At 68.8% G+C, this 25,581-nt stretch carries 22 protein-coding genes; 11 read left to right on the top strand and 11 right to left on the bottom strand.

Annotated features, from left to right (window positions below):
* Positions 1 to 12: 12 nt before the first annotated feature.
* From AC1RVY_RS24595 to AC1RVY_RS24605, 3 genes are all read right to left on the bottom strand, one after another.
* Complete coding sequence (locus AC1RVY_RS24595) at positions 13 to 1,314, bottom strand: UDP-N-acetylglucosamine 1-carboxyvinyltransferase (RefSeq protein ID WP_218341491.1); 1,302 nt, start codon at positions 1,312 to 1,314, stop codon at positions 13 to 15.
* Between the two features lie 233 nt (positions 1,315 to 1,547).
* Positions 1,548 to 2,009, bottom strand: coding sequence for a (2Fe-2S)-binding protein (locus AC1RVY_RS24600; RefSeq protein WP_492254732.1), 462 nt, complete (start codon positions 2,007 to 2,009; stop codon positions 1,548 to 1,550).
* A gap of 20 nt (positions 2,010 to 2,029) precedes the next feature.
* The gene (locus AC1RVY_RS24605) at positions 2,030 to 4,300 is read right to left on the bottom strand and encodes a xanthine dehydrogenase family protein molybdopterin-binding subunit (protein WP_492808698.1); all 2,271 of its coding nucleotides are present in this window, start codon (positions 4,298 to 4,300) and stop codon (positions 2,030 to 2,032) included.
* Positions 4,301 to 4,691: 391 nt separating this feature from the next.
* Between AC1RVY_RS24605 and urtA the strand changes: the two genes are divergently transcribed.
* The 5 genes from urtA (at position 4,692) to urtE (ending at position 10,588) form a co-directional block, all read left to right on the top strand.
* Positions 4,692 to 5,963, top strand: coding sequence for an urea ABC transporter substrate-binding protein (gene urtA / locus AC1RVY_RS24610; protein ID WP_492244221.1), 1,272 nt, complete (start codon positions 4,692 to 4,694; stop codon positions 5,961 to 5,963).
* A 154-nt stretch (positions 5,964 to 6,117) separates the two neighbouring features.
* Positions 6,118 to 7,698 (top strand): urea ABC transporter permease subunit UrtB, encoded by a 1,581-nt coding sequence (urtB, locus tag AC1RVY_RS24615; RefSeq protein WP_492808700.1) that lies wholly within the window; start codon positions 6,118 to 6,120, stop codon positions 7,696 to 7,698.
* A 17-nt stretch (positions 7,699 to 7,715) separates the two neighbouring features.
* Positions 7,716 to 8,855: an urea ABC transporter permease subunit UrtC gene (urtC, locus tag AC1RVY_RS24620; RefSeq protein ID WP_218341486.1), complete on the top strand. Its 1,140-nt coding sequence runs from the start codon at positions 7,716 to 7,718 to the stop codon at positions 8,853 to 8,855.
* On the top strand, positions 8,852 to 9,727 hold the full coding sequence (gene urtD / locus AC1RVY_RS24625; protein WP_492808703.1) for an urea ABC transporter ATP-binding protein UrtD: 876 nt from the start codon (positions 8,852 to 8,854) through the stop codon (positions 9,725 to 9,727). The genes urtC and urtD overlap by 4 nt, the downstream gene beginning before the upstream one ends.
* A gap of 168 nt (positions 9,728 to 9,895) precedes the next feature.
* Positions 9,896 to 10,588, top strand: coding sequence for an urea ABC transporter ATP-binding subunit UrtE (urtE, locus tag AC1RVY_RS24630; RefSeq protein WP_218341485.1), 693 nt, complete (start codon positions 9,896 to 9,898; stop codon positions 10,586 to 10,588).
* 4 nt (positions 10,589 to 10,592) lie between these two features.
* Here urtE and AC1RVY_RS24635 read toward each other — a convergent pair whose 3' ends face one another.
* Positions 10,593 to 11,435 carry a phosphatase PAP2 family protein gene (locus AC1RVY_RS24635; protein WP_492808705.1) on the bottom strand — a complete coding sequence of 281 codons (843 nt, stop codon included), beginning with the start codon at positions 11,433 to 11,435 and terminating at the stop codon, positions 10,593 to 10,595.
* A 288-nt stretch (positions 11,436 to 11,723) separates the two neighbouring features.
* Here AC1RVY_RS24635 and AC1RVY_RS24640 point away from each other — a divergent pair, with 288 nt between their 5' ends.
* The 3 genes from AC1RVY_RS24640 to AC1RVY_RS24650 all read left to right on the top strand — a co-directional run bounded on the left by AC1RVY_RS24640 (position 11,724) and on the right by AC1RVY_RS24650 (position 15,008).
* Positions 11,724 to 12,803 carry a diacylglycerol/lipid kinase family protein gene (locus tag AC1RVY_RS24640; protein ID WP_218293587.1) on the top strand — a complete coding sequence of 360 codons (1,080 nt, stop codon included), beginning with the start codon at positions 11,724 to 11,726 and terminating at the stop codon, positions 12,801 to 12,803.
* A 40-nt stretch (positions 12,804 to 12,843) separates the two neighbouring features.
* On the top strand, positions 12,844 to 13,632 hold the full coding sequence (locus AC1RVY_RS24645) for a metallophosphoesterase family protein (protein ID WP_369641726.1): 789 nt from the start codon (positions 12,844 to 12,846) through the stop codon (positions 13,630 to 13,632).
* Positions 13,633 to 13,922: 290 nt separating this feature from the next.
* On the top strand, positions 13,923 to 15,008 hold the full coding sequence (locus AC1RVY_RS24650; RefSeq protein ID WP_218293589.1) for an adenylate/guanylate cyclase domain-containing protein: 1,086 nt from the start codon (positions 13,923 to 13,925) through the stop codon (positions 15,006 to 15,008).
* An 86-nt stretch (positions 15,009 to 15,094) separates the two neighbouring features.
* On the opposite strand, the gene AC1RVY_RS24655 is transcribed toward AC1RVY_RS24650, so the two are convergent.
* The gene (locus AC1RVY_RS24655) at positions 15,095 to 15,823 is read right to left on the bottom strand and encodes a haloacid dehalogenase type II (protein WP_218293590.1); all 729 of its coding nucleotides are present in this window, start codon (positions 15,821 to 15,823) and stop codon (positions 15,095 to 15,097) included.
* A gap of 244 nt (positions 15,824 to 16,067) precedes the next feature.
* On the opposite strand from AC1RVY_RS24655, the gene AC1RVY_RS24660 reads away from it, so the two are divergent.
* The 3 genes from AC1RVY_RS24660 (at position 16,068) to AC1RVY_RS24670 (ending at position 19,539) form a co-directional block, all read left to right on the top strand.
* Entirely contained in the window at positions 16,068 to 17,297 is a 1,230-nt protein-coding gene (locus AC1RVY_RS24660) for an MFS transporter (RefSeq protein WP_492808708.1), read from the top strand.
* A gap of 134 nt (positions 17,298 to 17,431) precedes the next feature.
* The gene (gene alaC, locus AC1RVY_RS24665) at positions 17,432 to 18,658 is read left to right on the top strand and encodes an alanine transaminase (RefSeq protein WP_492808710.1); all 1,227 of its coding nucleotides are present in this window, start codon (positions 17,432 to 17,434) and stop codon (positions 18,656 to 18,658) included.
* A gap of 182 nt (positions 18,659 to 18,840) precedes the next feature.
* Positions 18,841 to 19,539, top strand: coding sequence for an IPTL-CTERM sorting domain-containing protein (locus AC1RVY_RS24670; RefSeq protein ID WP_492808712.1), 699 nt, complete (start codon positions 18,841 to 18,843; stop codon positions 19,537 to 19,539).
* Positions 19,540 to 19,639: 100 nt separating this feature from the next.
* Here AC1RVY_RS24670 and AC1RVY_RS24675 read toward each other — a convergent pair whose 3' ends face one another.
* The 6 genes from AC1RVY_RS24675 to AC1RVY_RS24700 all read right to left on the bottom strand — a co-directional run bounded on the left by AC1RVY_RS24675 (position 19,640) and on the right by AC1RVY_RS24700 (position 25,386).
* Positions 19,640 to 20,470 (bottom strand): urease accessory protein UreD, encoded by an 831-nt coding sequence (locus AC1RVY_RS24675; RefSeq protein ID WP_492808714.1) that lies wholly within the window; start codon positions 20,468 to 20,470, stop codon positions 19,640 to 19,642.
* A gap of 96 nt (positions 20,471 to 20,566) precedes the next feature.
* Positions 20,567 to 21,112 carry a nucleoside deaminase gene (locus AC1RVY_RS24680; protein ID WP_218293595.1) on the bottom strand — a complete coding sequence of 182 codons (546 nt, stop codon included), beginning with the start codon at positions 21,110 to 21,112 and terminating at the stop codon, positions 20,567 to 20,569.
* Positions 21,113 to 21,357: 245 nt separating this feature from the next.
* Positions 21,358 to 22,407, bottom strand: a complete 1,050-nt coding sequence (locus tag AC1RVY_RS24685; protein WP_218341478.1) for a patatin-like phospholipase family protein — start codon at positions 22,405 to 22,407, stop codon at positions 21,358 to 21,360.
* 113 nt (positions 22,408 to 22,520) lie between these two features.
* Positions 22,521 to 23,288 carry an ABC transporter permease gene (locus AC1RVY_RS24690; protein ID WP_218293597.1) on the bottom strand — a complete coding sequence of 256 codons (768 nt, stop codon included), beginning with the start codon at positions 23,286 to 23,288 and terminating at the stop codon, positions 22,521 to 22,523.
* A 20-nt stretch (positions 23,289 to 23,308) separates the two neighbouring features.
* The gene (locus AC1RVY_RS24695; RefSeq protein WP_218293598.1) at positions 23,309 to 24,133 is read right to left on the bottom strand and encodes an ABC transporter ATP-binding protein; all 825 of its coding nucleotides are present in this window, start codon (positions 24,131 to 24,133) and stop codon (positions 23,309 to 23,311) included.
* 218 nt (positions 24,134 to 24,351) lie between these two features.
* A complete protein-coding gene (locus AC1RVY_RS24700) occupies positions 24,352 to 25,386 on the bottom strand; it encodes an ABC transporter substrate-binding protein (RefSeq protein ID WP_492808717.1) in 1,035 nt (344 codons plus the stop codon).
* Between the last annotated feature and the right edge of the window lie 195 nt (positions 25,387 to 25,581).

Genomic DNA, 25,581 nt, shown 5'->3' on the forward strand with positions numbered 1-25,581 from the left:
GCGGGCCGCCGCTCACTCCTCGCTGGTCCACTCCACCTGCACGCCCAGGCTGCGCAGGTTCTCCACGAAACGCGGGTGGGCGCGGCGGATGGGCGTGGCGTTGCGGATCTCGGAGCGCCCGGGCGTGCTCGCCGCCACCATGAACAGCGCGATCGCCACGCGGATGATGTAGGGGCTCTCGACCACGGCCGGGCTCAGGGGGTTGCCTCCGAAGGTGACCAGGCGGTGCGGGTCGGACTGGAACACGTGCGCGCCGAACTTCGACAGCTCGCCCGCCCAACCCAGGGCCCCGTCGTACACCTTGTTCCAGAACAGCGCGTTGCCCTCGGCGCGCACGCCCAGGGCAATGAAGATGGGCAGCAGGTCCACCGGAAAATACGGCCAGGGCGCGGCCTCCACCTTGGTCAGCACATTGCTCGTGAAGGGCGTCTGCACCTTGAGCGGCCCGTCGCACGCCGCGCGCGACCAGCCGTCCTCGTGAGTGACGGTGACGCCGAACTTGGCGAAGGTGCGGTCGATGAGCGGAAAGTTCCCGGGCGCGCTGTTCTTCACCACCACGTCCCCGCCGGTGATCGCGCCCAGGGCGAGGAAGGTCGTGATCTCGTGGAAATCCTCGTCGAAACGGAACTCCCCGCCGCGCAGGGCCGTGCCGCCGTGCACGGTGATGCGCGAGGTGCCCATGCCCTCGATGCGCACGCCGATCATGGCCATGAAGCGGCAGAACTCCTGCACGTGCGGCTCCGACGCCGCGTTGGTCAGCACCGAGGTGCCCTCGGCCGTGGCGGCGCACAGCACGAAGTTCTCGGTGGTGGTCACCGATGCGTAGTCCAGCCAATGGTGGTTGGCCTGCAGCCGGCCCGCGCTGCGGATCAGCAGCGAGCCCTCGGCCCGCTCGACGGCGCCCCCGAAGCGGCGGAACACCTCCACGTGCGGGTCGATCTCGCGCACGCCCAGCGTGCAGCCCTTGACGTTGTCCTCCAGCCGCGCCACGCCAAAGCGCGCGAGCAGCGGGGGCACCAGCATGATGGACGAGCGCATCTCCTCGGGCAGCCGGTGCTGCGCGGCATCGAACACCGTGGCGTGGTGGTGCAGGTCGAGCGTGCCGGTGGCGTGGTCCATGCGGACATCGCTGCCCAGGGTGCGGAAGATCTCCAGGATCTTGCGCACATCGGTGATGTCGGGCACGCCCAGGAGCTTGAGCGGCTCGTTGGTGAGCAGCGTGGCGCACAGCACGGGGAGCACCGCGTTCTTGTTGGCGGAAGGCGTGATGCGGCCCCGGAGCGGGGTGCCGCCGTGGACGACGAGGTTGGACATGGGTGGAGCAGGGCTGAAGAAGGGGCCGGGCAGGCCGGGGGGGCTGCGCGAGGTCGATACTCTAACTGGGTCTGGTTTCCCGTGGTGGGGGAGGGGCTGGATGCTATGCAATCAATAGCATTCCGCGCTTGGCAGGCGTGCGCGGAGGCCATTCCAGAGGGGTGGCATCCTGGCGCCCGCCTGGCGTCTGGCCCCCGGAGCTTGCCGCCATCCCCCGGGGCACGGGGCGGGCGTCACGCCTTTTCCGTGGCCGCCGCCTGGTGGATCGCCGCGCGAATCCGCTGGTAGGTGCCGCAGCGGCACGCGTTGCCCGACATCGCCGCGTCGATGTCCGCATCGCTGGGCCGTGGCGTCTTCTTCAGGAGCGCGCAGGCCGACATGAGCTGCCCGCTCTGGCAGTAGCCGCACTGCGCCACATCCAGCACCGTCCATGCGGTGCGCAGGGCGGTGGCCTCGGGGCCGTGCAGGCCTTCGATGGTGGTGATGTCGGCGTCGCCCACGGCCGACAGGGGCGTGATGCAGGCGCGCACGGGCTCGCCGTTCAGGTGCACGGTGCAGGCGCCGCACAGCGCCATGCCGCAGCCGAACTTGGTGCCGTTCAGATGCAGCTCGCCGCGCAGCACCCACAGCAGGGGGGTGTCGGGTTCGGCGTGGACGGAGATGGCTTTGCCGTTGATGCGCAGGGTGGTGGGCATGGAGGGTTCCTTCAAGCCGGTCAGGCCAGTTTCAGGGGCAGGGCGCGCAGGCGCTGCCCGGTCAGGGCAAACAGCGCATTCGCCACAGCGGGCGCGATCGGCGGCACGCCGGGTTCGCCCACGCCTTCGGGCGGCTCGGCGCTGTCGATGATGTGGGTCTCCACGCGCGGGCAGTCGGCCATGCGCAGCAGCGGGTAGTCATGGAAGTTGCCCTGCTGCACCTGCCCGTCCTTGACCGTGACCTCGCCGTGCAGCGCCGCCGTGAGGCCGAACACCACGGCGCTTTCCATCTGCTGCGCGATCAGGTTGGGATTGATGGCCGCGCCGCAGTCGATCACGCACACCACGCGGTGCACGCGGATGGCCTTGTCGGCGCCCACCGACACCTCCGCAACCTGCGCCACGATGGAGCCGAACGACTGGTGCAGCGCCACACCGCGCGCACGTTTCTCACCTGCCGCGCCCGGTGCCATTGGCTTGCCCCAGTCCGCCAGCTCGGCCGCCTTGTGCAGCACCTTCAAGTGGCGCGGGTGTTTTTGCAGCAGCGCGGCGCGGAAGGCCACCGGGTCCTGCCTGGCCGCTGCGGCGGCCTCGTCCACAAAACTCTCCTTGAAGAACGCCTGGTGCGAATGCCCCACCGAGCGCCAGAAGCCCACGGGCAGGGGCACGTCGACCACCTCATGCGCGATGCGCGCATGGGGCCATTCGTAGGGCTGGTCGAAGGCACCTTCGGACGTGGTCTTGTCGGGGCCCGCGCCCGCCAGGCCAAAGGTGCGCACCAGCACCTGCGGCACGATGGCCTGGCCCACGGAGATGTTGTGCCACGCCACCAGGTGTCCCTGCGCATCAAACCCTGCCTTGAAGCGGGCCATGCAGGCGGGGCGGTAGAAGTCGTGCTGCGTGTCCTGCTCGCGGGTCCACAGCGTCTGCACCGGCGCGCCCCCGGCGGCCTGGGCGATGGCGGCGGCCTGGCCCACGTAGTCCACCTCCAGCCGCCGCCCAAAGCCGCCCCCCAGCAGCAGCTGGTGCACGGTCACTTTCTCTTCGTCGATGCCCAGCGCCTTGGCGGCTGCCCTGCGGGCCAGGCCCGGCACCTGGGTGGATGTCCACACGGTGGCGGCCCCGTCCTTGAATTGCACCGTGCAGTTGATGGGCTCCAGCGCCGCGTGGGCCAGGTAGGGCGCGCGGTAGTCCGCGGTGATGGTGCTGGCCGCGCCCTGCAGGGCCGCATCCACGTCGCCCGTGCTGTGGTAGCCAAAGCCCTTGGCCTGGTCCAGCGCCTGCGCCATGCGCGCCATCACGGCGTCGCTCGACAGCGTGGCGGCGGGGCCGTGGTCCCATTCCACGGTGACAGCGGCGGCGGCCTTCCTGGCGTGCCAGGGCGTGTCGGCGATCACGGCCACGGCGCCGGTGCCGCCGTGCAGGGGCGCCACGGCCAGCACGTGTTTCACGCCCGGCAGCTTCCGGGCGGCGGCTGCATCAAAGCGCGCCACCTTGCCGCCGCGCGTGGGGCACATCACCACGCTGGCATGCAGCAGGCCGGGTGGGTGGGCGTCGATGCCGTACACGGCCGAGCCATCCAGCTTGGAAGGCGCCTCGATGCGCGTGAGCGGCTTGCCGATGAGCTTGAACTGCGCGGGTTCCTTCAGCGTGACCTTGCCCCGCATGGGCTGCTGCGCGGCCAGGGCGGCCAGTTCGCCAAACGTGGCGCGCTGGCCGGCCACATGTTCCACCACGCCCGCGTTGGCCGTGCACTCCGCCGCTTGCACGTTCCATTGCGCGGCGGCGGCGCGGATCAGCAGGGCGCGCGCGTGGGCGCCGGCCTCGCGCATGGGCAGCCATAGGTCCTTGATGCTGCTCGATCCGCCCGTCATCATCACGCCCACCTCGCGCATGGTCTTGGCCGTGAGCCAGCCCGCCACGGCCTTCATCGAGCCGTCGTTGTCGGGGTGGAAGGGCAGGCCGTCCACCACGGTGGCCAGGTTGTTGTAGATGTCATCGATGGGCGCCATCTCCAGCCGCACCTGTGCCCAGTCGGCATCCAGCTCTTCCGCCAGGATGGCGGCCAGGCCCGTGTGCGCGCCCTGGCCCATTTCGGATTTGGCCATCATCACCGTCACGGTGTTGTCGGCGCCCACCTTGAGCCAGCCGTTCAGCGCCGCCTGCCCGCTGGCGCTGGGCACCGGGTCGGCCGGGTGCAGGCGCTGGCGCGGCGGCATCACGCCCCAGCCAATGACCAGCGCGCCCGCTGTCGCGGCGCCACCGAGGAGCACTGTGCGTCGTTTCACCATGGGGTTGTTTCCTTCGTGGCGTAGGTGGGCTGGATGGGGGCATGCGAGCCCGGCGCATGGGGTGATGGTTCAAATATCGTAAACCTGCGACCGAGATTCCCCCGCCCTTCGGGGACTTGGATTTTGAGTGTTTTTGACCTCCAGCGCTTATCCATCAAGCGCTAAAAGCTATTAAATGAATAGCGTTTCGCCTACCCGACACAAGCTGGGTGAGCAGACCCTGGCGGCCTGCGGCCGGGCCACCGTGTACGCCACCCGGCGTATTTCCCAAGCCGGCCTCGCTCTCCAGAATCCATTCCATCGCCCGATCCGCCACGGCTCCACCACGGAGCCCGCCGGGCGAAGCGGTTTGATTGATTCACTGATTGAAACCACCACCGGAGAAGCACACATGCAACGTCGTTATTCCCTCAAGGCCCTTGCGGCCGTCGCTGCGCTCGCTGGCCTGTCTGCGCTGCCAGCCCACGCACAGGACACCATCAAGGTCGGCATCCTGCACAGCCTGTCGGGCACCATGGCCATTTCCGAGACCGTGTTGAAAGACACCGTGCTGATGGCCATCGACGAGATCAACGCCAAGGGCGGCGTGCTGGGCAAGAAGCTCGAGCCCGTGGTGGTGGACCCCGCCTCCAACTGGCCCCTGTTCGCCGAAAAGACCAAGCAGCTGCTGGGCCAGGACAAGGTCTCGGTCATCTTCGGCTGCTGGACCTCGGTGTCGCGCAAGTCGGTGTTGCCGGTCGTGGAAGAAATGAACGGCCTGCTGTTCTACCCCGTGCAGTACGAGGGTGAGGAACTCTCCAAGAACGTGTTCTACACCGGCGCCGCGCCCAACCAGCAAGCCATCCCAGCGGTCGACTACCTGATGAGCAAGGACGGCGGCAGCGCCAAGCGCTGGGTGCTGCTGGGCACCGACTATGTGTACCCCCGCACCACCAACAAGATCCTGCGCGCCTACCTCAAGTCCAAGGGCGTGAAGGATTCGGACATCGACGAGAAGTACACCCCGTTTGGCCATTCGGACTACCAGACCATCGTGGCCGACATCAAGAAGTTCAGCCAGGGCGGCAAGACGGCCGTGGTGTCCACCATCAACGGCGACTCCAACGTGCCCTTCTACAAGGAACTGGGCAACGCGGGCCTGAAGGCCAAGGACGTGCCGGTCGTCGCATTCAGCGTGGGCGAGGAAGAACTGCGCGGCGTGGACACCAAGCCGCTGGTGGGCCACCTGGCCGCCTGGAACTACTTCCAGTCCATCAAGAGCCCGGCCAACACCGAGTTCATCAAGAAGTGGAGCGACTACGCCAAGGCCAAGGGCATTGCCGGCCACAAGGACAAGCCGCTCACCAACGACCCGATGGAAGCCACCTACATCGGCATCAACATGTGGAAGCAGGCTGTCGAGAAGGCCAAGAGCACGGAGGTGGACAAGGTGATCGCCGCCATGGCCGGCCAGACCTTCAAGGCACCGTCGGGCATCGTCAGCAAGATGGACGAGAAGAACCACCACCTGCACAAGAGCGTGTTCATCGGCGAGATCAAGGCCGACGGCCAGTTCAACGTGGTGTGGAAGACGCCGGGCCCCGTGAAGGCCAAGCCATGGAGCCCGTACATCGAAGGCAACGACAAGAAGAAGGACGAGCCGGACGGCAAGTCGAAGCTGTGATCTCCCCCTGAGCGGCTACGCCGCTTCCCCCTCTCTCACGCTGCGCGTGGGAGGGGGACGCCGCCAGCGCGGCGGGGCGGCCCTTGCGCGGCAGCCCTGGTCTGGGCCCTGCGCGCTGCACAGGCCCATCTTGTTCGACGCCACTGGCCCTTCCATGCTTTCTTCATTCTTTTCTCGCTTGATCGCCTGCCTGCTGTTGTGCACAACGGTGCAGGCGCACGCGCTCACGGCCGAGGCGGCGCGGGCCATGGCGGCGGGTGATACCGACGACCGGATCGCCGCGCTGCAGAAAGCCATCGCCACGCCCGACGAGGCCACTTTGGCGTTTATCCGCGCGATGGGTGACGACGCCGTGAAGATCGCGGGCGACAAGGCCATCGTGATCAAGGGCGACAAGGGGCTGGACCCCGTGACCGGCGCCGAGGTGCCGGTGCCTGACGACGCCGAAGACATCGTCAACAACAACCGCATGCGCGGCGAGTTCGACACGGCACTCGCCTCGCTGCAGCTCATGTCCACGGATGTGGCCCAGCGCCGCAAGGCCATCGAAGCGCTGCGCGAAGAGACCGACGAGGCCCGCCTGCCGCTGGTTGAGAAGGCCCTGGCCGCCGAGCAGGACGCAGCTCTCAAGGGGCGCCTGGCCAGCATCCGCGCGCGCATCCTCCTGAGCAGCAGCGATGCCGCCAATCGCCTGGAAGCCGCCCAGCACCTGGCCGCCAGTGGCAACCCCGCTACGCGCACGGTGCTGCTGGAGCAACTGCGCAACGAACAAGATCCCAAGGTCAAGGCCGCGCTGCAGGCGGCACTCAAGACGGTGGAAGACAGCCTGCAATGGGGCGAGCGTCTGGCGGCGATGTTCACGGGCATCAGCCTGGGCTCCATCCTGCTGCTGGTGGCGCTGGGCCTGGCCATCACCTACGGCCTCATGGGCGTGATCAACATGGCCCATGGCGAGCTGATGATGATCGGCGCCTACGCCACCTACGTCATGCAGGGCGTGTTCCAGCGCTACTTTCCGGGCGCGTTCGACTGGTACCTGGTGGCCGCCGTGCCCGCCGCCTTCCTGGCCTCGGCGCTCATGGGCGCGGTGCTCGAGCGCGGCGTGATCCGCTTTCTGTACGGCCGGCCGCTCGAGACCTTGCTGGCCACCTGGGGCATCAGCCTGATGCTGCAGCAGCTGGTGCGCACCGTGTTCGGCGCGCAGAACGTGGGTGTGGAAAACCCCTCGTGGATGAGCGGCGGCGTGCAGCTCATGGAGAACCTGCAACTGCCCTGGAACCGCGTGATCATCGTCGCCTTTGCGCTGGCGGTGCTGGGCGGCGTGGCCTTTCTCATCAGCAAGACGCGCCTGGGTTTGTTCGTGCGCGGCGTCACGCAGAACCGCCCCATCGCCTCGTGCATGGGCGTGAACACGGCGCGTGTCGATACCTACGCCTTCGCGCTGGGCTCCGGCATTGCGGGCCTGGCAGGCTGTGCCCTCAGCCAGGTGGGCAATGTGGGCCCGGACCTGGGCCAGGGCTACATCGTCGATTCGTTCATGGTGGTGGTGCTCGGCGGCGTGGGCCAGCTGGCCGGCACCGTGTATGCCGCGCTGGGCCTGGGCGTGCTCAACAAGTTCCTCGAAGGCTGGACGGGCGCCGTGCTGGCCAAGATCGCCGTGCTGGTGTTCATCATCATCTTCATCCAGAAGCGGCCGCAGGGCATCTTCGCGGTCAAAGGGCGTACCGCCGACTGAGCGGATCGAGACAGAACATGACGACGACTACGCCTTCCTCCTCCATCCAACTCCCCGCACCCGCGCCGCTGCTCACGCGCGGCGGCTGGTCGGCCTTCATCGTGGCGCTCATCGTGGTGTGCGCCGTGGCACCCGTGCTCAACCTGTGGGTGCCGGCCGGCAGTGCGCTGCACCTGTCCGACTACGCCGTGGCCCTGCTCGGCAAGATCATGTGCTACGCCATCTGCGCGCTGGCCATGGACCTGATCTGGGGCTACACCGGCATCCTGAGCCTGGGCCATGGCCTGTTCTTCGCCTTGGGCGGCTACGTGATGGGCATGTACCTCATGCGCCAGATCGGCCGCGACGGCAACTACCAAAGCGACCTGCCCGACTTCATGGTGTTCCTCGACTGGAAGGAGCTGCCCTGGCACTGGATGTTGTCCGACAGCTTCGTTGCCACCTTGATCCTCATCGTGGCGGTACCTGGCGTGATCGCGTTCGTGTTCGGCTACTTCGCGTTCCGCTCGCGCATCAAGGGCGTGTATTTCTCGATCATCACGCAGGCCATGACGTATGCGGCCATGCTGCTGTTCTTCCGCAACGAGACGGGCTTTGGCGGCAACAACGGCTTCACGGATTTCAAGCGCATCCTGGGCCAGCCCATCGCCACGCAGAACATGCGCATGCTGCTGTTCGTGATGACGGGCGTCACGCTCTTGGTGTTCTTCCTGCTGGCGCGCTGGCTGGTGCGCAGCAAGTTCGGCAGGGTGCTGCAGGCGGTGCGCGATGCCGAGACGCGCGTCATGTTCTCGGGCTACTCGCCACTGCCCTACAAGCTCACCATCTGGACCATCAGCGCCATGATGTGCGGCGTGGCGGGCGCGCTGTACGTGCCCCAGGTCGGCATCATCAACCCCGGCGAGATGAGCGCCGCCAACTCCATCGAGATCGCGGTGTGGGCAGCCGTGGGCGGCCGTGCCACGCTGATCGGACCCATCGTGGGCGCCTTCATCGTCAACGGTGCCAAGAGCTGGCTCACCGTGACGGCGCCGGAGTTCTGGCTGTATTTCCTCGGTGCGCTGTTCATCGCCGTGACGCTGTTCCTGCCCGATGGCGTGGTGGGCCTGGTGAAGAAGCTGAAGAAAAACAAGAAGACCGAAGGAGCCGCGCCATGACCCCCGATCTGATGGACGAAGGCGCAAGGCGCCTAGAGGCCAGGCTGGCACCCGCCGCCCTGGGCCAGACCGAATCCGGTGGCCGGGCTGCAGGCTTCTCGCGCATCGCCACGCCCGGCGAGGTGGACATCACCCACGGCCGCATCCTGTACCTCGAAGACGTGAACGTGAGCTTCGACGGCTTCAAGGCCATCAACAACCTGAGCCTCGATATCGCGCCCGGCGAGCTGCGCTGCATCATCGGGCCCAACGGTGCGGGCAAGACGACGATGATGGACATCATCACCGGCAAGACGCGGCCCGACAGCGGCACGGTGTACTTCGGCTCGACCATCGACCTCTTGCGCCACAACGAGCCGGAGATCGCGAGCCTGGGGATAGGCCGCAAATTCCAGAAACCCACGGTGTTCGAGCAGCTCAGCGTGTTCGAGAACCTGGAGCTGGCCTTGAAGACGCACAAGGGCGTGACGTCGAGCATGTTCTTCCGGCTGGACTCCGCGCAGTCGGACCGGCTGACGGAGATCCTGCACACCATCCACCTGGCCGACAGCGTGGCGCGCATGGCAGGGAACCTGAGCCATGGGCAAAAGCAGTGGCTGGAGATCGGGATGCTGCTGATGCAGGACCCCAAGCTGCTGTTGCTCGACGAGCCCGTGGCGGGCATGACGGACGAGGAGACGGCGCGCACGGCGGAGCTGTTCCTCACGCTCAAGGGCAAGCACTCGCTGATGGTGGTGGAGCATGACATGGGGTTCATCCGCACCATTTCGGAGATCGTGACCGTGTTGTGCGACGGGGCGGTGCTGGCGCAGGGCACGCTGGACCAGGTGCAGGCGGATGAGCGGGTGATCGAGGTCTATCTGGGGCGGTGATGGAGGTTGCCTGTTCTCTTTTCCTGGCGGGCGGTGGGCTGTTGCGAAGGCTGGGGCCGGGGCGACTCTCGGAATCCGGACTCGGCACAGGCGCACCGAATGCTTCCAAATTCATAGCTGCTGGCGCTTGATGAACAAGCGCCAGAGGCCCAAAACACTCCAAGTACCATGCTCACCGTCCAGAACATCAACCAGTACTACGGCGGCTCCCACATCCTGCGTGATGTGAGCCTCACGGCGCAGGCCGGCAAGGTCACCGTGCTGCTCGGCCGCAACGGCGTCGGCAAGACCACGCTGCTCAAAAGCCTCATGGGCCTGGTTCCCATCAGGAGCGGGGGCATCACGTTCGACGGCAAGCCCATCGACAAGGCCACGCCGTACGACCGTGCCCGCGCAGGCATCGGCTTTGTTCCCCAGGGGCGCGAGATTTTCGGCCGCCTCACGGTGGAAGAAAACCTGCGCATGGGCCTGGCCTACAAGAGCGGCGCCACCCCCGTGCCGCCACATCTGTACGAGCTGTTCCCCGTGCTCAAGCAGATGCTCGGCCGCCGGGGCGGCGACCTTTCGGGCGGGCAGCAGCAGCAGCTGGCCATCGCCCGGGCGCTGGCGCCGGGGCCGCGCCTCTTGATCCTGGACGAGCCCACCGAGGGCATCCAGCCCAGCATCATCAAGGACATCGGCCGCGTGATCCGCATGCTGGCCGACAAGGGCGAGATGGCCATCCTGCTGTGCGAGCAATACTACGACTTTGCGCAGGAGCTGGCCGACGACTACCTGGTGATGGAGCGTGGTGAGGTCATCGCGCGCGGCCCTGGCAGCGAGATGGAGGCCAAGGGCATCCGCAACCTCGTCGCGATCTGATGGCTCATGGCCGTTGCGCCGCAGCGCCGGGGGCGGGGCCGCGCCAGCGCGACACACTCTCCATGATCAGCACCGTGCACACCATCCAGGTGCCGCCCAGCAGCCAGCCCGCGAGCACATCGCTGGCGTAGTGCACATGCAGCACCACGCGGCTCCAGCCGGTGGTGAAGATGAACGCGCCGGCCAGGAGCGCCGCGGGTGCGTGCCAGGGGCGGGGCAGCAGCCGCGTGGCCAGGTAGGCCAGCATCGCGTACGCCACCATCGACGCGCTGCTGTGGCCGCTGGGAAAGCTGTAGCCCTGGGCCTGGGCCACGCCGTGCACGTGCTCGGGCCGGACACGCTCGAACACCTCCTTGAGGACTTTGGTCAGGGCGCCGTTTCCCGCCATGGCGACGAACCAGCCCGTGGCCAGCAGCCGGTGCCGGCGCAGCCACAGCGCCAGGGCCACCACCAGCGTCAGCCCGGCCAGCACCCCCGAGTCCCCCAGGTGGGTGAGCGCGGCGAACCAGCGCAGCACGGCGGTGTCCGCCTGCGCGCGCAGGCCGTCGGCAAGGGCGTCGTCCAGCACGCCCCAGCGGCCATCGGCGGCGCGCCCGCTGTCGGCCAGCTCCGCCATCGCGGCGCCCGCCAGCACCAGGGTGCAGGCCGACGCGCCCATGGCCGCGATCATCACCCAGCGCGCCCGTGCCGGCAGGAGGCGGCGCAGCGGCGGGGCCGCGCGGCGCAGGCCGCGCAGGCCCGCCAGGCCGCCCAGCCCCAGCAGCGCGAAGGCGAGCGTGCCCGCCCACCACCAGGCCATGGGGTGCTGCGCCAGCAGGGCGCCAATGTCGGATGCGGGGATGGTCATGGGTTGCGGGCGGCGTCAGCTTCTTCTTCGCCAGGCTAGGAGGGAGCCCGCGTTTGTACCGGAGTTCCCAGCGGCCCTGCCGGGCATGGGTGAATCGTCGTGGCACCGTGGCGCTGCCCCGGCCCTGTCGGCGGGCGCTGACAGGGCAAAGGCGTGGCTACCGGCTGCGCATGCGCTGCCCGCCCGCCATCATCGGACGACCGCACCGCAATCCCCGGCGCGCAGCCAGCACGGTGCCGGCCTGGCGCCCGGGTCCGGTGCCGCAGCCTGTTGCAGACCCTTCTCTTCATGACACCTTCAGAGCGTCCCGTCCCTGCCCGGCCCCACGGCCCCATCCACCTGGTGGTGCCCCGGCGCCCCGGCGCCGACCTGGACCTGCTGCGCGCCAAGCTCGAGGGCGTCTCGGCCCTGCAGGCGCACAACCTGGTGTGGCACGTGCCGGACCAGCGCGGCGACATCGTGGCGCTGGCGGGCGAGGCGGCGCATGCCGCGCGCGCCGACGGTGGCCTGGTGGTGGCCGCGGGCGGTGACGGCACCATCAACGCGGTGGCCGCCGCGGTCCTGCGCCTGGGGGTGCCCATGGGGGTGGTGCCGATGGGCACCTTCAACTATTTCAGCCGCGAACACGGCCTGGCGCTCGACCCCGAGGTGGCCGTGCAGGATCTGCTGCAGGCCCTGCATGCGGGCGACATGCGCCCCGTGCAGGTGGGCTATGTGAACCGCCAGCTGTTCGTGGTCAACGCCAGTGTCGGCCTGTACCCCAAGCTGCTGGCCGAGCGCGAGAAGGCGTCGCGGCGCTTTGGCCGCTCGCGCCTGGTGGCCGTGGCGTCGGCGGTGTGGAGCATGTTCCGGCCCGCGGCCGGCCGCCGCTGGCGTGTGGTGATGAAGACCCACGAGGGCGCACGGGACCGGCAGGAGGAGCACCTGGTCACCACGCTGTTCGTGGGCAACAACCCGCTGCAGCTCGACCGCATGGGCCTGCCCCAGGCGCAGATGGTGGCCGATGGCGGCAAGATGGCCGTCGTGCTGCTGCAGCCCCAGGGCCGCTGGGCCGTGGCGCGCACGGTGTGGAACGCGGCCACCGGCCAGCTCGACAGGGACGGCGCGGTGACCAGCGTGGCGTGCACGGAGCTGACGGTGGCCCCGGCCAGCTGGCGCCCGCCGCAGGTCAAGGTGGCTTTCGACGGCGAGCGCGCGTGGATGGCGCCGCCCCTGCATTTCCGGATCAGCGCGCGGCCGCTGTGGCTGGTGGCCTCGTCCACGCTGATCCGTGACGATGCCTCCGCGCCCGCGCCGCCGGCTGCCATGCCCGTGCAGCACGAAGGGGCGCCGGCCGCCCCTCCGGTGGAAGGGATGCTGCCGGCATGACGCAGCAGCCTGGCCGCCCAGCCCCGTTCGGAGAGTGCCCATGGACGTCCTGATGCACCTGTCGGATCTGCATTTCGGGGCGCACGATCCCGATGTGTGCGCCGCGGCCCAGCGGCTGGCGCAGCGGCTGGGGGTGTCGATGGCGGTGGTGTCGGGCGACCTCACGCAGCGTGCCACCGCCAGCCAGTTCGAGCAGGCCGGGCGTTTTGTGCAGGGCCTGCACGCCCGCTCCACCCTGGTGCTCGCGGGCAACCATGACCTGCCGCTGTTTGCCTGGTGGATGCGCTGGGGGCGGTCGTACGAGCGTTTCGCGAGCCAGTTCGGGGTGGACCACGAACCCGTGCGGCAGGCGGGCGCGTTCTATGTGGTGGGCGTCAACACCACGCGTGCCTGGCGGCATGAACGCGGCAGCCTGTCGTCTGCCCAGATCCACCATGTGGCCGACCTCCTGGCCCGCGCCCCCCCCGATGCCTGGCGCATCGTGGCCAGCCACCACCCCCTGGTGGCGCGCGATCCGGCCGACCGCGCGCACCGCCCCCACCGGGCCGACGAGGCCCTGCAGTGCTGGCGCTCCGCCGGTGCGCAGATGCTGCTGTCGGGCCACGCCCACCAGCCTGCGCTGCTCAATCCCCTGCCCGGGCTGTGGGCCAGCCACGCGGGCACCGCCGTGTCGTACCGCCTGCGCCACGGCAGCCCCAACAGCCTGGTGGTGCTGACGGTCGAGGCATCCGGCGCGGTGGAGGGCGGCTGGGCGCGCTATGCCGCCCGCTGGGACTACGACGCGGCGTCGGGTGAATTCCAGCGCGTGCTGCGGCAGACCGTGGGCTAGGGCGGACGGTCCCGGCTCCGTGGCCAGGAAAACTGTTGCTATATTTTTGATAGCTGCTGGCGCTTGAAGGGATAGCGCCAGAGGCTCGAAACATCTGAAGTGGCCGCCGCGCGCAGCGGTGGGCGCGCGTGCCCCGCACGCGGGTGCAGGCGGCGGTGTGGGCGCGCACCGGGGTGTTTTCACCGGTTGACCGGCCGGAGGGCGCCACCTATTCTGGTGGCCTGGCGGGCGGGCCGTGCGGCGGATGCGGGGCCGGGCCGTGCCGCCGTTTTTGCAGCCTCTCGTCACTCATGCACAAAGAATTCAACCACGATGCGGTGCGCCGGCTGCAGGCGCTGATCGAGCGGGAGACCGGTGCGCCGCTGGGCGAAGGGGCGCAGGCCGAGATGGCGGCGATCCTGCGCGGCAGCGAATGCCCCGATGGCGCCGCCGCCGAAGGCCTGGCCGTGGCACCGCGCGAGGTCACCATCCTGCTGGCGGACCTGCGCGGCTTCACCGCGCTGTCGGGATCGCAGCCGGCGGCGGTGGTCATCGCGGCGCTCAACCGCTGTCTGGCGCGGCTGAGCGAGGTGGTGTTCAAGCACCAGGGCAGCATCGACAAGTTCATGGGCGACTCGATCATGGTGCTGTTCGGCGCGCCCATGGGGCGCGACGACGACGTGGACCGCGCGCTGCTGTGCGCGGTGGAGATGCAGATCGCCATGCGTGACCTGAATCTGGAGCACCTGCGCGAACGCCTGCCGCAGGTGTTTCTGGGCATTGGCGTGAACACCGGCAACGTGATGGCGGGGCGCTTCGGGTCGGAGCTGTATTCCGAATACACGGTCATCGGCGAAGAGGTGAACCTTGCCTCGCGCATCGAGGCCTTCAGCCTGCGCGGGCAGGTGCTGATCAGCGAGGCCACCTACCAGCGCTGCTGGGGCCTGGTGTCGGCCACCGCGCCCATGCAGGTGTACGTGAAGGGCCGCGTGCAGCCGGTGAGCCTGCGCGAGCTGGTGGCGATCCCCTCGCACAAGCTCAAGGTGCCGCGCCAGGAGTTCCGCCGCAGCCACCGCGTGGACACGCGCCTGCCCTGCCTGTGCCAGCGCATGCAGGACAAGATCATCGTGCCGCACATCGTGCACGCCGCCATCCGCGACATCGGCTACCACGGCCTGCTGATCGAGGTGGCGGAGCCGGTGGCGCTGCACAGCGAGGTGAAGGTGGAGTTCGACCTCACGCTCGTGGACTACCACGCCACCGACGTGTATGCGCGCGTGGTCACGCTCAAGCCCGAGCGCGAGCAGTGGCTGGCCGGGCTGGAGTTCACCTCGATCAGCCCCGAGTGCAACGCCAAGGTGCAGATGTTCGTGCAGCTGCTGGTGGCGGCGCGGTAGCCGCGGCCTGGGCCGGCAAGGATTCCGCGGGCGGCCTCGCTGGAACCGGCGCGGGGGCGGCGCCTGCGGGGTGGCACGCGCCGCTCTCAGCAGCCCAGCATCCGCGCCAGGTCGTTCAGGTCGGTGGCATGCAGATCGTTGCCGGGCTGGGGCGACCCGTCCTTGGGCCGTGCCTTGCCGAGTTCGTGCGGGCGCTCGATGTAGGCGGTGCGCAGGCCGCAGGCGCGTGCGGCCGCCAGGTCGTCGTGGTGGGTGGCCACCAGCGCCACCTGTCCGGGCCGCAGGTCGAACACGCGCGCCACGCCCAGGTAGGTGTCGGGGCTGGGTTTGTAGGCCTTGAACACTTCCGCGCTCAGCACGCAATCCCACGGCAGCCCCGCGCGCTTGGCCATGTGCGTGAGCAGGCTGATGTTGCCGTTGGACAGCGTCGTGAGGATAAAGCGGGTTTTGAGCCGCGTGAGGCCCGCCACGCTGTCGGGCCACGGGTCCAGCCGCTGCCACACATGGTTCAGGTGCTGGCGCTCGGCCTCGGCCAGGTGAGCGAGGCCGAAGCGCGGCAGGATGCCGTCGAGGATGCCCCGGTGCAGCGCGTCGATGCGCGTCCAGCCCTGCTCGCCGCGCATCACCCGCGCCATGGCCGGCTGGTAGCCGCTGCGCCAGGCGATGGCGAACGCGTCGCCGTCGATGGCCGGGTACAGCGCCTGCATCTCGCGCACGATGCTGCCGTGCCAGTCCACCACGGTGCCGAAGATGTCGAAGGCCAGCACCTTCACGCTGCTGGCGATGGGGTCTGCCGTGCTCTGGGTCGTCGTCATTCGCGGTCCTGGGTGGGGAGGAAGGAAGGGCGGGGTCGGGGCGCCAGCGTAGCAGCCTTGCGTGTTGGGCCGGTGTGCCGGGGTTGCACATGCCCTCGCCCCTGCAGGGCGGCGCGGGGCGTGCTATGGTTACAAAAATCGGGTTTACCCCCGTAACTGCGTTTCTTCTCTACCCCCGTCCATCGCCTGCGCCGCCCGCCGCCTGCCGGTGCAGCGCCCCTTTGTTGCTGTTGTTCCTGCTGCCATGACCGCGCCCCTGACTCCCACGTCGTCCCTCGCCCACGCCCCGACCGACGACCGCACCCTGGTGCGCGCCGTGCTGGCCCTGGGGGTCGGCGGCTTTTCCATCGGCACGGGCGAATTCGTCATCATGGGCCTGCTGCCCGAGGTGGCGCGCGACATCGGCGTCAGCATTCCGCAGGCCGGCCACGTCATCAGCGCCTATGCGCTGGGCGTGGTGGTCGGTGCACCGGTGCTGGCCGTGCTGTGCGCCCACTGGGGGCGGCGCGCGCTGCTCATGGCTCTGATGGTGGTGTATGCGCTGGGCAACTTCGCATCGGCGCTGGCGCCGGGCTACCTGTCGCTCAGCGCCATGCGGTTGTTCACCGGCTTGCCGCACGGCACCTACTTCGGCGTGGCCGCCCTCGTGGCCGCGGCCCTGGCGCCACCGGGGCGCCGCGCGCGCGCCGTGGGCTGGGTCATGCTGGGGCTGACCACGGCCACCCTGGTGGGCGTGCCCATCGCGGCGGCCCTGGGCGAATACTTCGGCTGGCGCGCGGCGTTCGTCTTCGTAGGGCTCATCGCCGTGGCCGCCGTCGCCATGGTGCGCCTGTGGGTGCCCGACATGCCCGCATCGCACGGCGCCAGCCCCCTGCGCGAACTGGGCGCGCTGGCGCGCAAGCAGGTGTGGTTCACCCTGGGCATCGGCGCCATCGGTTTTGGCGGCATGTTCGCGGTGTTCAGCTACATCAAGCCCACGCTGCTGGAGGTGGCCGGCATGCCGCCCGCGCTCATGCCTTTCGTGCTCTCGCTCTTCGGCCTGGGCATGGTGGCGGGCAACATCGTGGGCTCGCGCATGGCCGACAAGGCCCTCATGCCCGCCATCGGCAAGGTGCTGCTGTGGTCCATCGCGGTGCTGGCGCTGTTCGTGCCCGCCGCGCACCACCCCGTCACCGCCGCGCTGGCCACCTTCTTCCTGGGCACGCTGGTCGCCATCGGCCCCGCGCTGCAGATCCGCCTGATGGACGTGGCGGGCGAAGCGCAGACCCTGGCCGCCGCGCTCAACCACTCGGCCTTCAACGCCGCCAACGCGCTCGGTGCCTGGCTCGGCGGCGTGGCGATTTCCGCCGGCATGGGCTGGACATCCACTGGCTGGGTGGGCGTTCTGCTGGGCATCGGCGGCGTGGGCATGTTCGCGTGGTCGATGGGCAGCGAGCGGAACACGCAGCGCGCCACGGCGGGCCTCAAGGCCTGAGCGTAGCGGCGGCGCTACAGCGCCGCCCTCTGCAGACCGGCCACCGCGTTCTGCGTTACAGTGAACCCGGGCCAACCCCATTGTTGGCCACGTCGCTCGGACGGTTTCGGGCGCTTACGTGAAAGTTCACCAGCATGTCTGCTTCTCAGGGCAAGCGCCGCTTTGCGCGCATCGATCGCCTTCCCCCCTACGTCTTCAACATCACGGCCGAGCTCAAGCTCGCAGCGCGCCGCCGTGGCGAGGACATCATCGACATGAGCATGGGCAACCCCGATGGCGCGACCCCGCCGCACATCGTGGCCAAGCTCACCGAGGTGGCCCAGCGGCCCGACACCCACGGCTACTCCGCCAGCAAGGGCATCCCCCGCCTGCGCCGCGCCATCAGCCACTGGTACAAGGACCGCTACGCGGTGGACATCAACCCCGACACGGAAGCCATCGTCACCATCGGCTCCAAGGAAGGGCTGGCCCACCTGATGCTGGCCACGCTGGACCGGGGCGACACCGTGCTCGTGCCCGACCCGAGCTATCCCATCCACATCTACGGCGCGGTGATCGCCGGGGCCGACATCCGCAGCGTGCCCGTGGCGCCCGACGTGGACTTCTTCGCCGAGCTGGAGAAAGCCATCCGTGGCAGCTACCCCAAGCCCAAGATGATGATCTTCGGCTTTCCCAGCAACCCCACGGCGCAGTGCGTGGAGCTGTCGTTCTTCGAGCGCGTGATCGCCCTGGCCAAGAAGCACGACATCCTGGTGGTGCACGACCTGGCCTACGCCGACATCGTGTACGACGGCTACCGCGCCCCCAGCATCATGGAAGTGCCCGGCGCCAAGGACGTGGCCGTGGAGTTCTTCACCCTCTCCAAAAGCTACAACATGGCCGGCTGGCGCGTGGGCTTCATGGTCGGCAACCCCGACCTCGTGGCCGCGCTCGCGCGCATCAAGAGCTACCACGACTACGGCACCTTCACCCCCCTGCAGGTGGCCGCCATCGCCGCGCTGGAGGGCGACCAGCAGTGCGTGAAAGACATCGCCGCCCAGTACCAGCGCCGCCGCGACGTGCTCTACAAGGGCCTCACGGAGTCGGGCTGGGCCGTGGACTGCCCCAAGGCCAGCATGTACATCTGGGCCCGCATCCCGGAGCCCTACCGCGCCCTGGGCTCGCTCGAATTCGCGCGCCAGCTGCTGGACAAGGCCAAGGTCTGCGTATCGCCCGGCATCGGCTTCGGCGACCAGGGCGACGAGTACGTGCGCTTCGCCCTCATCGAGAACGAGGCCCGCATCCGCCAGGCGGTGCGCGGCATCCGCGCGATGTTCAAGGCCGATGGTTTGCTGAAGGTGCCTGCGGCCATGGCGGCCTGAGGCCTGCCGAAAACGCCCGCCGGGATGGCGGCTGCTTTCGAAGCGGGCTCCTGCGGGACGGGCCGCCGCTGATCGGGCGGCTTCATGGGGGCCCATCGGCGTATAGGTATTGCGGGCGAATGCCTATACGATCCCTCTCCTGTTGTTTCACAAAACGCGGAGGGGGGTCCATGAAGGAATGTATGAAGAATTGGCTCGCGGCGCTGGTGATGCTGTGCGCCGCAGCCGTGGCCCATGCGCAGCCCACGACCTACGTGGCCACCGCGACCGGCAACTACAACCTGTTCATCGATTTCACCCTGTGTGTGACGGGCCCCTGCCAGAACTTCAATACAAGCATGGGCGCATCAGGCTCGTTCACAACCTCCGCCCCGCTGGCGGCCAATCTCTCTGCCGCGAACGTGGCGCCCCTGGTCACGGCCTTCAGCTTCTCGGATGGCATCAATACCTATTCCAGTGCAGACCCGGCCGTCCGCATCTTCTTTTTCAACGTATCCACCAACGCCTCCGGCGCCATCACCACCACGAACATCCGGATCCAGCGCTGGCTGACCGGAACCTCTCCCCATGTGCCGGGTGACCGGCATTCCTGGGTCTTGTTCCTGGCAACAGGGGAAGTCGACCACAACGCGCAGTGCCTCACCGTCGGCGCCTCGCCCGCGGGTGTGCCGGATTCATGCGTTCTCGTCCTGGGTGCCGACACCAGCCGGTCGCTGGCATTTGGTTCCGCCCGGGCCTGGGCCGTGGCGCCCTCTGCCGTCACCGCTGTTCCCACCCTGGCCGAATGGAGCCTGGCCCTGATGGCCGTGTTCATGGCGATTGCCGCCTTGGTGGCACTGCGCCATCGTTCCTGGGCCAGCGCAGGCTCCGTGCCCTCCTGACGGGACGCGGCCTGGCCCCGCTGGGCGCAGCACTGCGGCCGGGTTTCGGCCGTGCCGTGTGTGCCGCCCTGGCCAGGCCGGGCCAGCAGGCCTGCTGGCCCTACATGGCCCAGATGCGGGGCGCTTCGCCCTCCAATTCCCACAGCACCTCCCGCCAGGCCATGCGCACGGCCTTGAGCAACTGCATCGCGGGCTCCACCTGTGGCGCCAGCACGCGCAGCACGACCATCTGCGCATTGGGGCTGGTGGCGCCGGCGCTGGCCTGGAGTGCATGGCCGTCCACCACGGCGCGCGCGGCGTCCAGGGCGGCGTCGCGGCGGGGGCGGTCCAGCGGGGTGCCGGCGGCAAAGAACAGGCTGGCCAGGCAGCGGTGCCCCGCCAGGCCCAGGGGACTGTTCAGCAGGCGCTGGTCGGCCGCGTCGATCACGCCGCGCTCCAGCCACAGGCCGGGCACTTCGAGGTGCTGTGCGAAGCGGCCGGTGTCGAACGGCTGGTTGGCGTGGGGCAGGCCCAGGGCCGTGACGTCCCAGCCCATGCATTCGGCGCCGGGGGCGAGGTTCAGCGTGAGGTGGTTCTCGGCATTGCAGGCGCTGTAGCACAGCGCCTCCAGCGGCAGCCATTCGAGCCGCGCACCCTCGGCCAGGGTGAGGTGGCTGCGCTGCAGCGCCAGCGGGCCGGTGGATCGGTAAAAGCGCGTGGCGCCCGGTGTGGTGACGAGGCCGTGCGCGCCCGGGCCCACGGTGGCGGTGATGTCCAGCGTGTCGCCGCCCACCAGTCCGCCGGGCGGATGCACCAGCACGTTGTGGCAAATCGCGTCGCCTTCGGGGTACAGGCTCTGCAGGATGCGCAGCGGTCCGCTGTGCTCATGGCGCGCCACGGTGCGGGCGTTTTCTACCGAGTAGTTCAGCTGCAGGCGCGCGTGCCAGGGCATGGTGCGGGTGTCTTTTGCTATTAAATAAGTAGCTGATTATGCCCCGTGGGCAAGCGGTGGCGGCCCAGGCGCCGGGCCCTGGCGAAGCCTTCTCGCTCAGGACGACCAGAACCCCACGTGTGGCGCGCTGGCTTCGGCCACGAGGGCGGGGCCGATGCATTCGATGAAACGGGGCGACGCCGCCAGCACGTCGCGCCCCGAGAGGGCTGCTGCTGCCGCTGCTGCCGCATAGGCCTGCCGGGAGCGGGGCACCTGCAGGGCGTGCAGGCGCGCCGCGTCGATGCCGAACACCACGCGGCCGATGCCCGACCAGAAGATGGCGCCCGCGCACATCACGCACGGCTCTGCCGAGGTGTAGAGCGTGGCACCCGCCAGCGTGTCGCGGTCCACGCGCGCGCTGATCTGGCGCACGGCATTGGTTTCGGCATGGCCGGTGCAGTCGCCCGTTTCGGCGGTGTTGCAGTACGCCTCGGACAGCAGCTCGCCCTGCGCGCCGATCACCACCGCGCCAAACGGCGGGTTGCCGCGCGCGCGGGCACGGCACGACCACGCGATGGCCTGACGCAGGTACACGCCGTCGTTGGCGGCAAGGGCGGCTGCTTCGCCGGGCTGGGGGGGCGCTGCGGACATGAGGGCAGGCATGGGCTGTCTCCGGGCATGGTGTGTTGCGCCCAGCGGCATGCATGGGGCATGCCAAGAACATTGTGTGACATGTGTGCATGGCTTTCGCCGTGCTGCCCGAGGCGCGGGGCGGTCCCCGGTGGCGCGGTGGGGGTGTGGTGGGCACGCCGCAGCAAGGAGCCGTTCCCGTGACGTGGGCGATACCGTACCGGGCGCGCATGTCGCGCAGCGGGGCCGGGCCCTCGGGGGCCTGCCGGGCCGGCAGGCTACCTGCCGGGCGCGGGGCAGGGGTCGTCCAGCCCCGCCATGCCCGCCAGCCTTTGCAGGCGCGAGCGGTTGTCCAGGCAGGACTTGTACTCGGCCTCCAGGACCTTTTGCTGGGCTTGCTGCGCCGCGCGGGCGCGCTCGGCCTGCAGCTGCGCGATGCGTTCGCGGATCTGCGGCATGGCGGCCAGGGCGGCCTTCTCGCCTTCCAGGATCGCGCCGGCGCGCTGGCTGAAATCCGCCGGGCCGATGTCCAGCACCTTGGGGCTGATGATGACGTCGGCGCGTGCCAGTTCGGCCTGGCCCAGCTTCTGGCCCATGATGGCGATCGACTGGTTCAGCGCGCCCAGCATGTTGCCTGGCGACTGGCCCCGGGCCTTGTTGGAGATGTCCACGGCGACCACGATGTCCGCGCCCAGCTGGCGCGCCGCATCCACCGGCACGGGGCTCACGATGCCGCCGTCCACGAAGTGGTACTTGCCGATGGTGACCGGCTGGAACACGCCCGGCACGCTGCTCGAGGCGCGCACGGCCTGGCCCGTGTTGCCGCGCGAAAACACGGTGCGCTCGCCGTCCTCGAGCCGGGTGGCCACCACCACGAAAGGCTTGGCCATTTGCTCCAGGGGCTTGCGGCGCACCTGCTCGTTGACGTAGTCCTCGAGCTTCTGGCCCAGCACCAGACCGCCGGACGACAGCTGCAGGTCGCGGATCTTGGCTTCGTCGAGCGCCACGGCTTTTTCCTGCATCTCGAACGCATTCATGCCGCTGGCGTACAGCGCGCCCACCACGCTGCCCGCGCTGGTGCCGGAGACGACGGCGGGGGCGAAGCCATTGGCTTCCAGCATCTTGATCACGCCGATGTGCGCGAAGCCCTTGGCGGCGCCCCCGCCCAGGGCGATGCCCACCTTGATGGGCGCGCCTGGGGATGGGGTGCCGGTGGCGGCCGCGCCCTGCGCGGGCGTGGCGGGCTGTTGCGGGGGCGTGCCGCCGCACGCCGCGAGGCCCAGGCAACCCACAAGCGCCAGGGGGCGCAAAAAGACTTCCAACCGCATGCCAAGGAATCCTGTTGTCGACGGGGCGGCGAGTATAGCGGCAGGCTGTAAAGAAGAGAGGCGCTGCCTGTGGCGCCGGGGCCTTGCAGGCCGCTACCGGCGCGGCCGGGCCTTCACTCTCCCTGCGAGCCCCGGTGGGCCCAGCCGGTGGTGCGCTTTTCAACCCAGCTGAACAGTTCGTACATCACCATCGCCATCGCGCCCACCACCATCAGGCCGGCGAACGCCAGGCCCATCTGCATGGAGGAGCCCGCGCTGATCAGCAGGTAGCCGATGCCTTCGTTGGCGGCGGTCATCTCGCTCACCGTGGTGCCCACGAAGGCCAGCGTGATCGCCACCTTGAGAGAGCCGAAGAAGTAGGGCATGGAGCGCGGCAGGCCGACCTTGGTGAGCACGTCCCAGCGCCTGGCGCCCAGCACGCGCAGCACGTCTTCGAGTTCGGGCTCCAGCGTGGCCAGGCCGGTGGCGATGTTCACCATGATCGGGAAGAAGCTGATGAGGAACGCCGTGAGGATGGCCGGCCCCACGCCGATGCCGAACCACACCACCAGGATGGGCACGAACGCCGCCTTGGGCAGCGCGTTGAAGGCGGTCATCAGTGGATAGACCGCCGCGTAGGCGATGCGCGAACTGCCGATCACGAAGCCCAGCAGCACCCCCACCACGATGGCGATGCCAAAGCCGGCCATGGTCACCCAGAAGGTGCGCCATGCGTGGCCCGCGATGACGCCGCCGAACTCGACCAACTGGGTGGCGATGGCCCAGGGGCTGGGGAAGATGAACTCGGACACGTTGAAGGCCGAGCAGATGATCTGCCAGAGCAGGATGATCGCGACCAGCAGGATCCAGGGAGACCAGCGTTCTACGGTTTTCTTGTGCATGGAAACAGGCTCGGATCAATCTATTGCTGGAGGGGCGCGCCGGCCTTGCGCAGGGCGCCGATGTGGCCGCGCAGCTCGTGCACGATGTCGGTGAATTCCTTGGTGTAGGTGATCTCCAGCTCGCGCGGGCGCGGCAGCTCGATCTCCTTCCTGACGACGAAGCGGCCCGGGCTCTTGCTCATCACGTACACCGTGTCGGCCAGGAAGACCGACTCGCGCAGGTCGTGGGTGACCAGGATCACGTTGAACCGCTGTTCGGTCCACAGGTCGCGCAGGATGCACCAGAGCTCCTCGCGCGTGAACGCGTCGAGCGCGCCGAAGGGCTCGTCGAGCAGCAGCATCTTGGGCTCGTGGATGAGCGCGCGGCAGATGCTGGCGCGCTGCTGCATGCCGCCAGACAGCTGCCAGGGGAACTTGTCCTCGTAGCCGGCCAGGCCCACCTTCTGCAGCAGGCGGCGCGCGCGCTCCTCGTACTCCTTGCGCTTTTGCTTGAAGCTGCTGCGGTACGGCTCCACGATCTCCAGCGGCAGCAGCACGTTGTCCACCGTGGTGCGCCAGGGCAGCAGCGAAGGGGCCTGGAAGGCCATGCCCGAGATCTTGAGCGGGCCGGTCACGGGCTGGCCGTCGATGAGGATCTTGCCCATCGACGGCATCTTCAGGCCCGTGGCCAGCTTCATGAAGGTGGACTTGCCGCAGCCCGAAGGACCGACGATGGCGATGAACTCGCCGCGCCGCACCTGCAGGTCGATGGCCTCGACGGCGAAATGGTTCTGCGCGCGCAGCTCGTCGTTGTAGGCGAGCCAGACGTCACGAAAATCCACGAAATAGGAATCGGCAGCCTGCATCAGGTGTCCGTAAATAAAGGTTGCGCACCGGGCCGGGCGAGCGGCCCATGCATTTCAGTTTTCAATAGCGCCGAGCGCCACCCACCCCGCACGAAACTGGCGAGGCTCAAGCCAGCGCCCCCGTGCAAGGACCGCCCCGCCGCATGGGGGGCGGCCCCCTCCGGGATTGCGAAGCCATGTGAGAGAGGGGAAAGGCGCGAAGCGACTCAGGGTGTGTTTCACTTCTTGGGCAGGATGTTCAGCTCGGCCGCGCCGGGCAGGAAGCTGGCGTTCCACACATCGTCGGCGTTCACGCGCGTCTTGGTGTTGAACGCATCCGACACCTGCGAGGCCATCAGCGACAGGCGGCCGGGCTTGGCCTGGCCAAAGCCCTCGGCGCGCGCGTCGGGGCTGTTGATCACGGTGTCGATGGCCAGTTGCAGGCGGCGCGTTTCCAGCGGCACGTTCACGATGCCGTCGCGCGCCTTCACGTGCTCGATGGCCGCCCCGGGGTTGGCGATCACTTCCTTGGCGCCCTTGGCGAAGGCCGAGAGGAAGGCCTTGATGGCCGCGGGGTTCTCCTTGATGAGCTTCGGCGACGCGATGATCACGTTGCCGTAGAGCTTCACACCGAAGTCGGCATAGGGCAGCACCACCACGTCGGCCGCCTTGGCGCCACGCGCCTCCAGGTTCAGGAGCGAGGTGAAGGTGAAGCCGGTGATCGCGTCCACGTCGCCGCGCACCAGCATGGTCTCGCGCAGGGGTGGGTCCATGGCGGTCCATTGCACGCTGCCGATGGCGTTGGCCTTCTGGAAGATGGGGAACGCGCGGCGGCCCGCGTCGAACACGGGTGCGCCGAGCTTCTTGCCCGCCAGGTCGGCCGGCTTGGCGATGCCGCTCTTCTTGAGCGCCATCACGGAGGCGGGCGTGTTGTTGTAGACCATCATCACCGCCACGGGCTTGTTCTGCGCGTCGGGGTTGTTGGCGTGGAACTCCATCACGGCGGCCAGGTCGGCAAAGCCCATGTCGTAGGTGCCCGAGGCCACGCGCTGCACGGCGCCGCCCGAGCCGTTGCCGGCATCCACCGTCACATCCAGGCCCACCGCCTTGAAGTAGCCCTTGGCCACGGGCTGCAGGAACAGCGCGGCGGGGCCTTCAAAGCGCCAGTCGAGCTGGAACTTGATCGGCGTGGGCGTTTGCGCCTGGGCCAGCGAGAACAGGCCGGTGGCGGCCATCATCAGCACGGTGGTTTGCAAGAACGAGCGTTTTTTCATGGGGGCTCCTGTCAGAAGACGGCAAGGGACGCGGCGAGCGAAGAACAAGGACGAAGAAAGAAGAACAAGAAGGGCAGGCGAGAGGGACGGGCAACACGGCGACCGACCGGTGGGGCCGGGCGCGCGGGGCCCATGCCGTCAGGGTCAGCAAAAACGATGCCCGCTTTGGTGGTTGTAATGTCAGGCAGCGGACCA

It is taken from the genome of Acidovorax sp. GW821-FHT11A03, assembly GCF_058809075.1.

Bases quoted from the DNA above. Each gene is read 5' to 3' on its own strand.
- AC1RVY_RS24650 (WP_218293589.1), top strand. From the start codon at position 13,923: ATGCACAAAGAATTCAACCACGATGCGGTGCGCCGGCTGCAGGCGCTG.
- urtA (WP_492244221.1), top strand. From the start codon at position 4,692: ATGCAACGTCGTTATTCCCTCAAGGCCCTTGCGGCCGTCGCTGCGCTC.
- alaC (WP_492808710.1), top strand. From the start codon at position 17,432: ATGTCTGCTTCTCAGGGCAAGCGCCGCTTTGCGCGCATCGATCGCCTT.
- AC1RVY_RS24680 (WP_218293595.1), bottom strand. From the start codon at position 21,112: ATGCCTGCCCTCATGTCCGCAGCGCCCCCCCAGCCCGGCGAAGCAGCC.
- AC1RVY_RS24690 (WP_218293597.1), bottom strand. From the start codon at position 23,288: ATGCACAAGAAAACCGTAGAACGCTGGTCTCCCTGGATCCTGCTGGTC.
- AC1RVY_RS24700 (WP_492808717.1), bottom strand. From the start codon at position 25,386: ATGAAAAAACGCTCGTTCTTGCAAACCACCGTGCTGATGATGGCCGCC.
- urtE (WP_218341485.1), top strand. From the start codon at position 9,896: ATGCTCACCGTCCAGAACATCAACCAGTACTACGGCGGCTCCCACATC.
- AC1RVY_RS24600 (WP_492254732.1), bottom strand. From the start codon at position 2,009: ATGCCCACCACCCTGCGCATCAACGGCAAAGCCATCTCCGTCCACGCC.
- AC1RVY_RS24685 (WP_218341478.1), bottom strand. From the start codon at position 22,407: ATGCGGTTGGAAGTCTTTTTGCGCCCCCTGGCGCTTGTGGGTTGCCTG.
- AC1RVY_RS24640 (WP_218293587.1), top strand. From the start codon at position 11,724: ATGACACCTTCAGAGCGTCCCGTCCCTGCCCGGCCCCACGGCCCCATC.
- AC1RVY_RS24660 (WP_492808708.1), top strand. From the start codon at position 16,068: ATGACCGCGCCCCTGACTCCCACGTCGTCCCTCGCCCACGCCCCGACC.
- urtD (WP_492808703.1), top strand. From the start codon at position 8,852: ATGACCCCCGATCTGATGGACGAAGGCGCAAGGCGCCTAGAGGCCAGG.
- urtB (WP_492808700.1), top strand. From the start codon at position 6,118: ATGCTTTCTTCATTCTTTTCTCGCTTGATCGCCTGCCTGCTGTTGTGC.
- AC1RVY_RS24595 (WP_218341491.1), bottom strand. From the start codon at position 1,314: ATGTCCAACCTCGTCGTCCACGGCGGCACCCCGCTCCGGGGCCGCATC.
- AC1RVY_RS24635 (WP_492808705.1), bottom strand. From the start codon at position 11,435: ATGACCATCCCCGCATCCGACATTGGCGCCCTGCTGGCGCAGCACCCC.
- AC1RVY_RS24670 (WP_492808712.1), top strand. From the start codon at position 18,841: ATGAAGAATTGGCTCGCGGCGCTGGTGATGCTGTGCGCCGCAGCCGTG.
- AC1RVY_RS24675 (WP_492808714.1), bottom strand. From the start codon at position 20,470: ATGCCCTGGCACGCGCGCCTGCAGCTGAACTACTCGGTAGAAAACGCC.
- AC1RVY_RS24655 (WP_218293590.1), bottom strand. From the start codon at position 15,823: ATGACGACGACCCAGAGCACGGCAGACCCCATCGCCAGCAGCGTGAAG.
- AC1RVY_RS24605 (WP_492808698.1), bottom strand. From the start codon at position 4,300: ATGGTGAAACGACGCACAGTGCTCCTCGGTGGCGCCGCGACAGCGGGC.
- AC1RVY_RS24645 (WP_369641726.1), top strand. From the start codon at position 12,844: ATGGACGTCCTGATGCACCTGTCGGATCTGCATTTCGGGGCGCACGAT.
- AC1RVY_RS24695 (WP_218293598.1), bottom strand. From the start codon at position 24,133: ATGCAGGCTGCCGATTCCTATTTCGTGGATTTTCGTGACGTCTGGCTC.
- urtC (WP_218341486.1), top strand. From the start codon at position 7,716: ATGACGACGACTACGCCTTCCTCCTCCATCCAACTCCCCGCACCCGCG.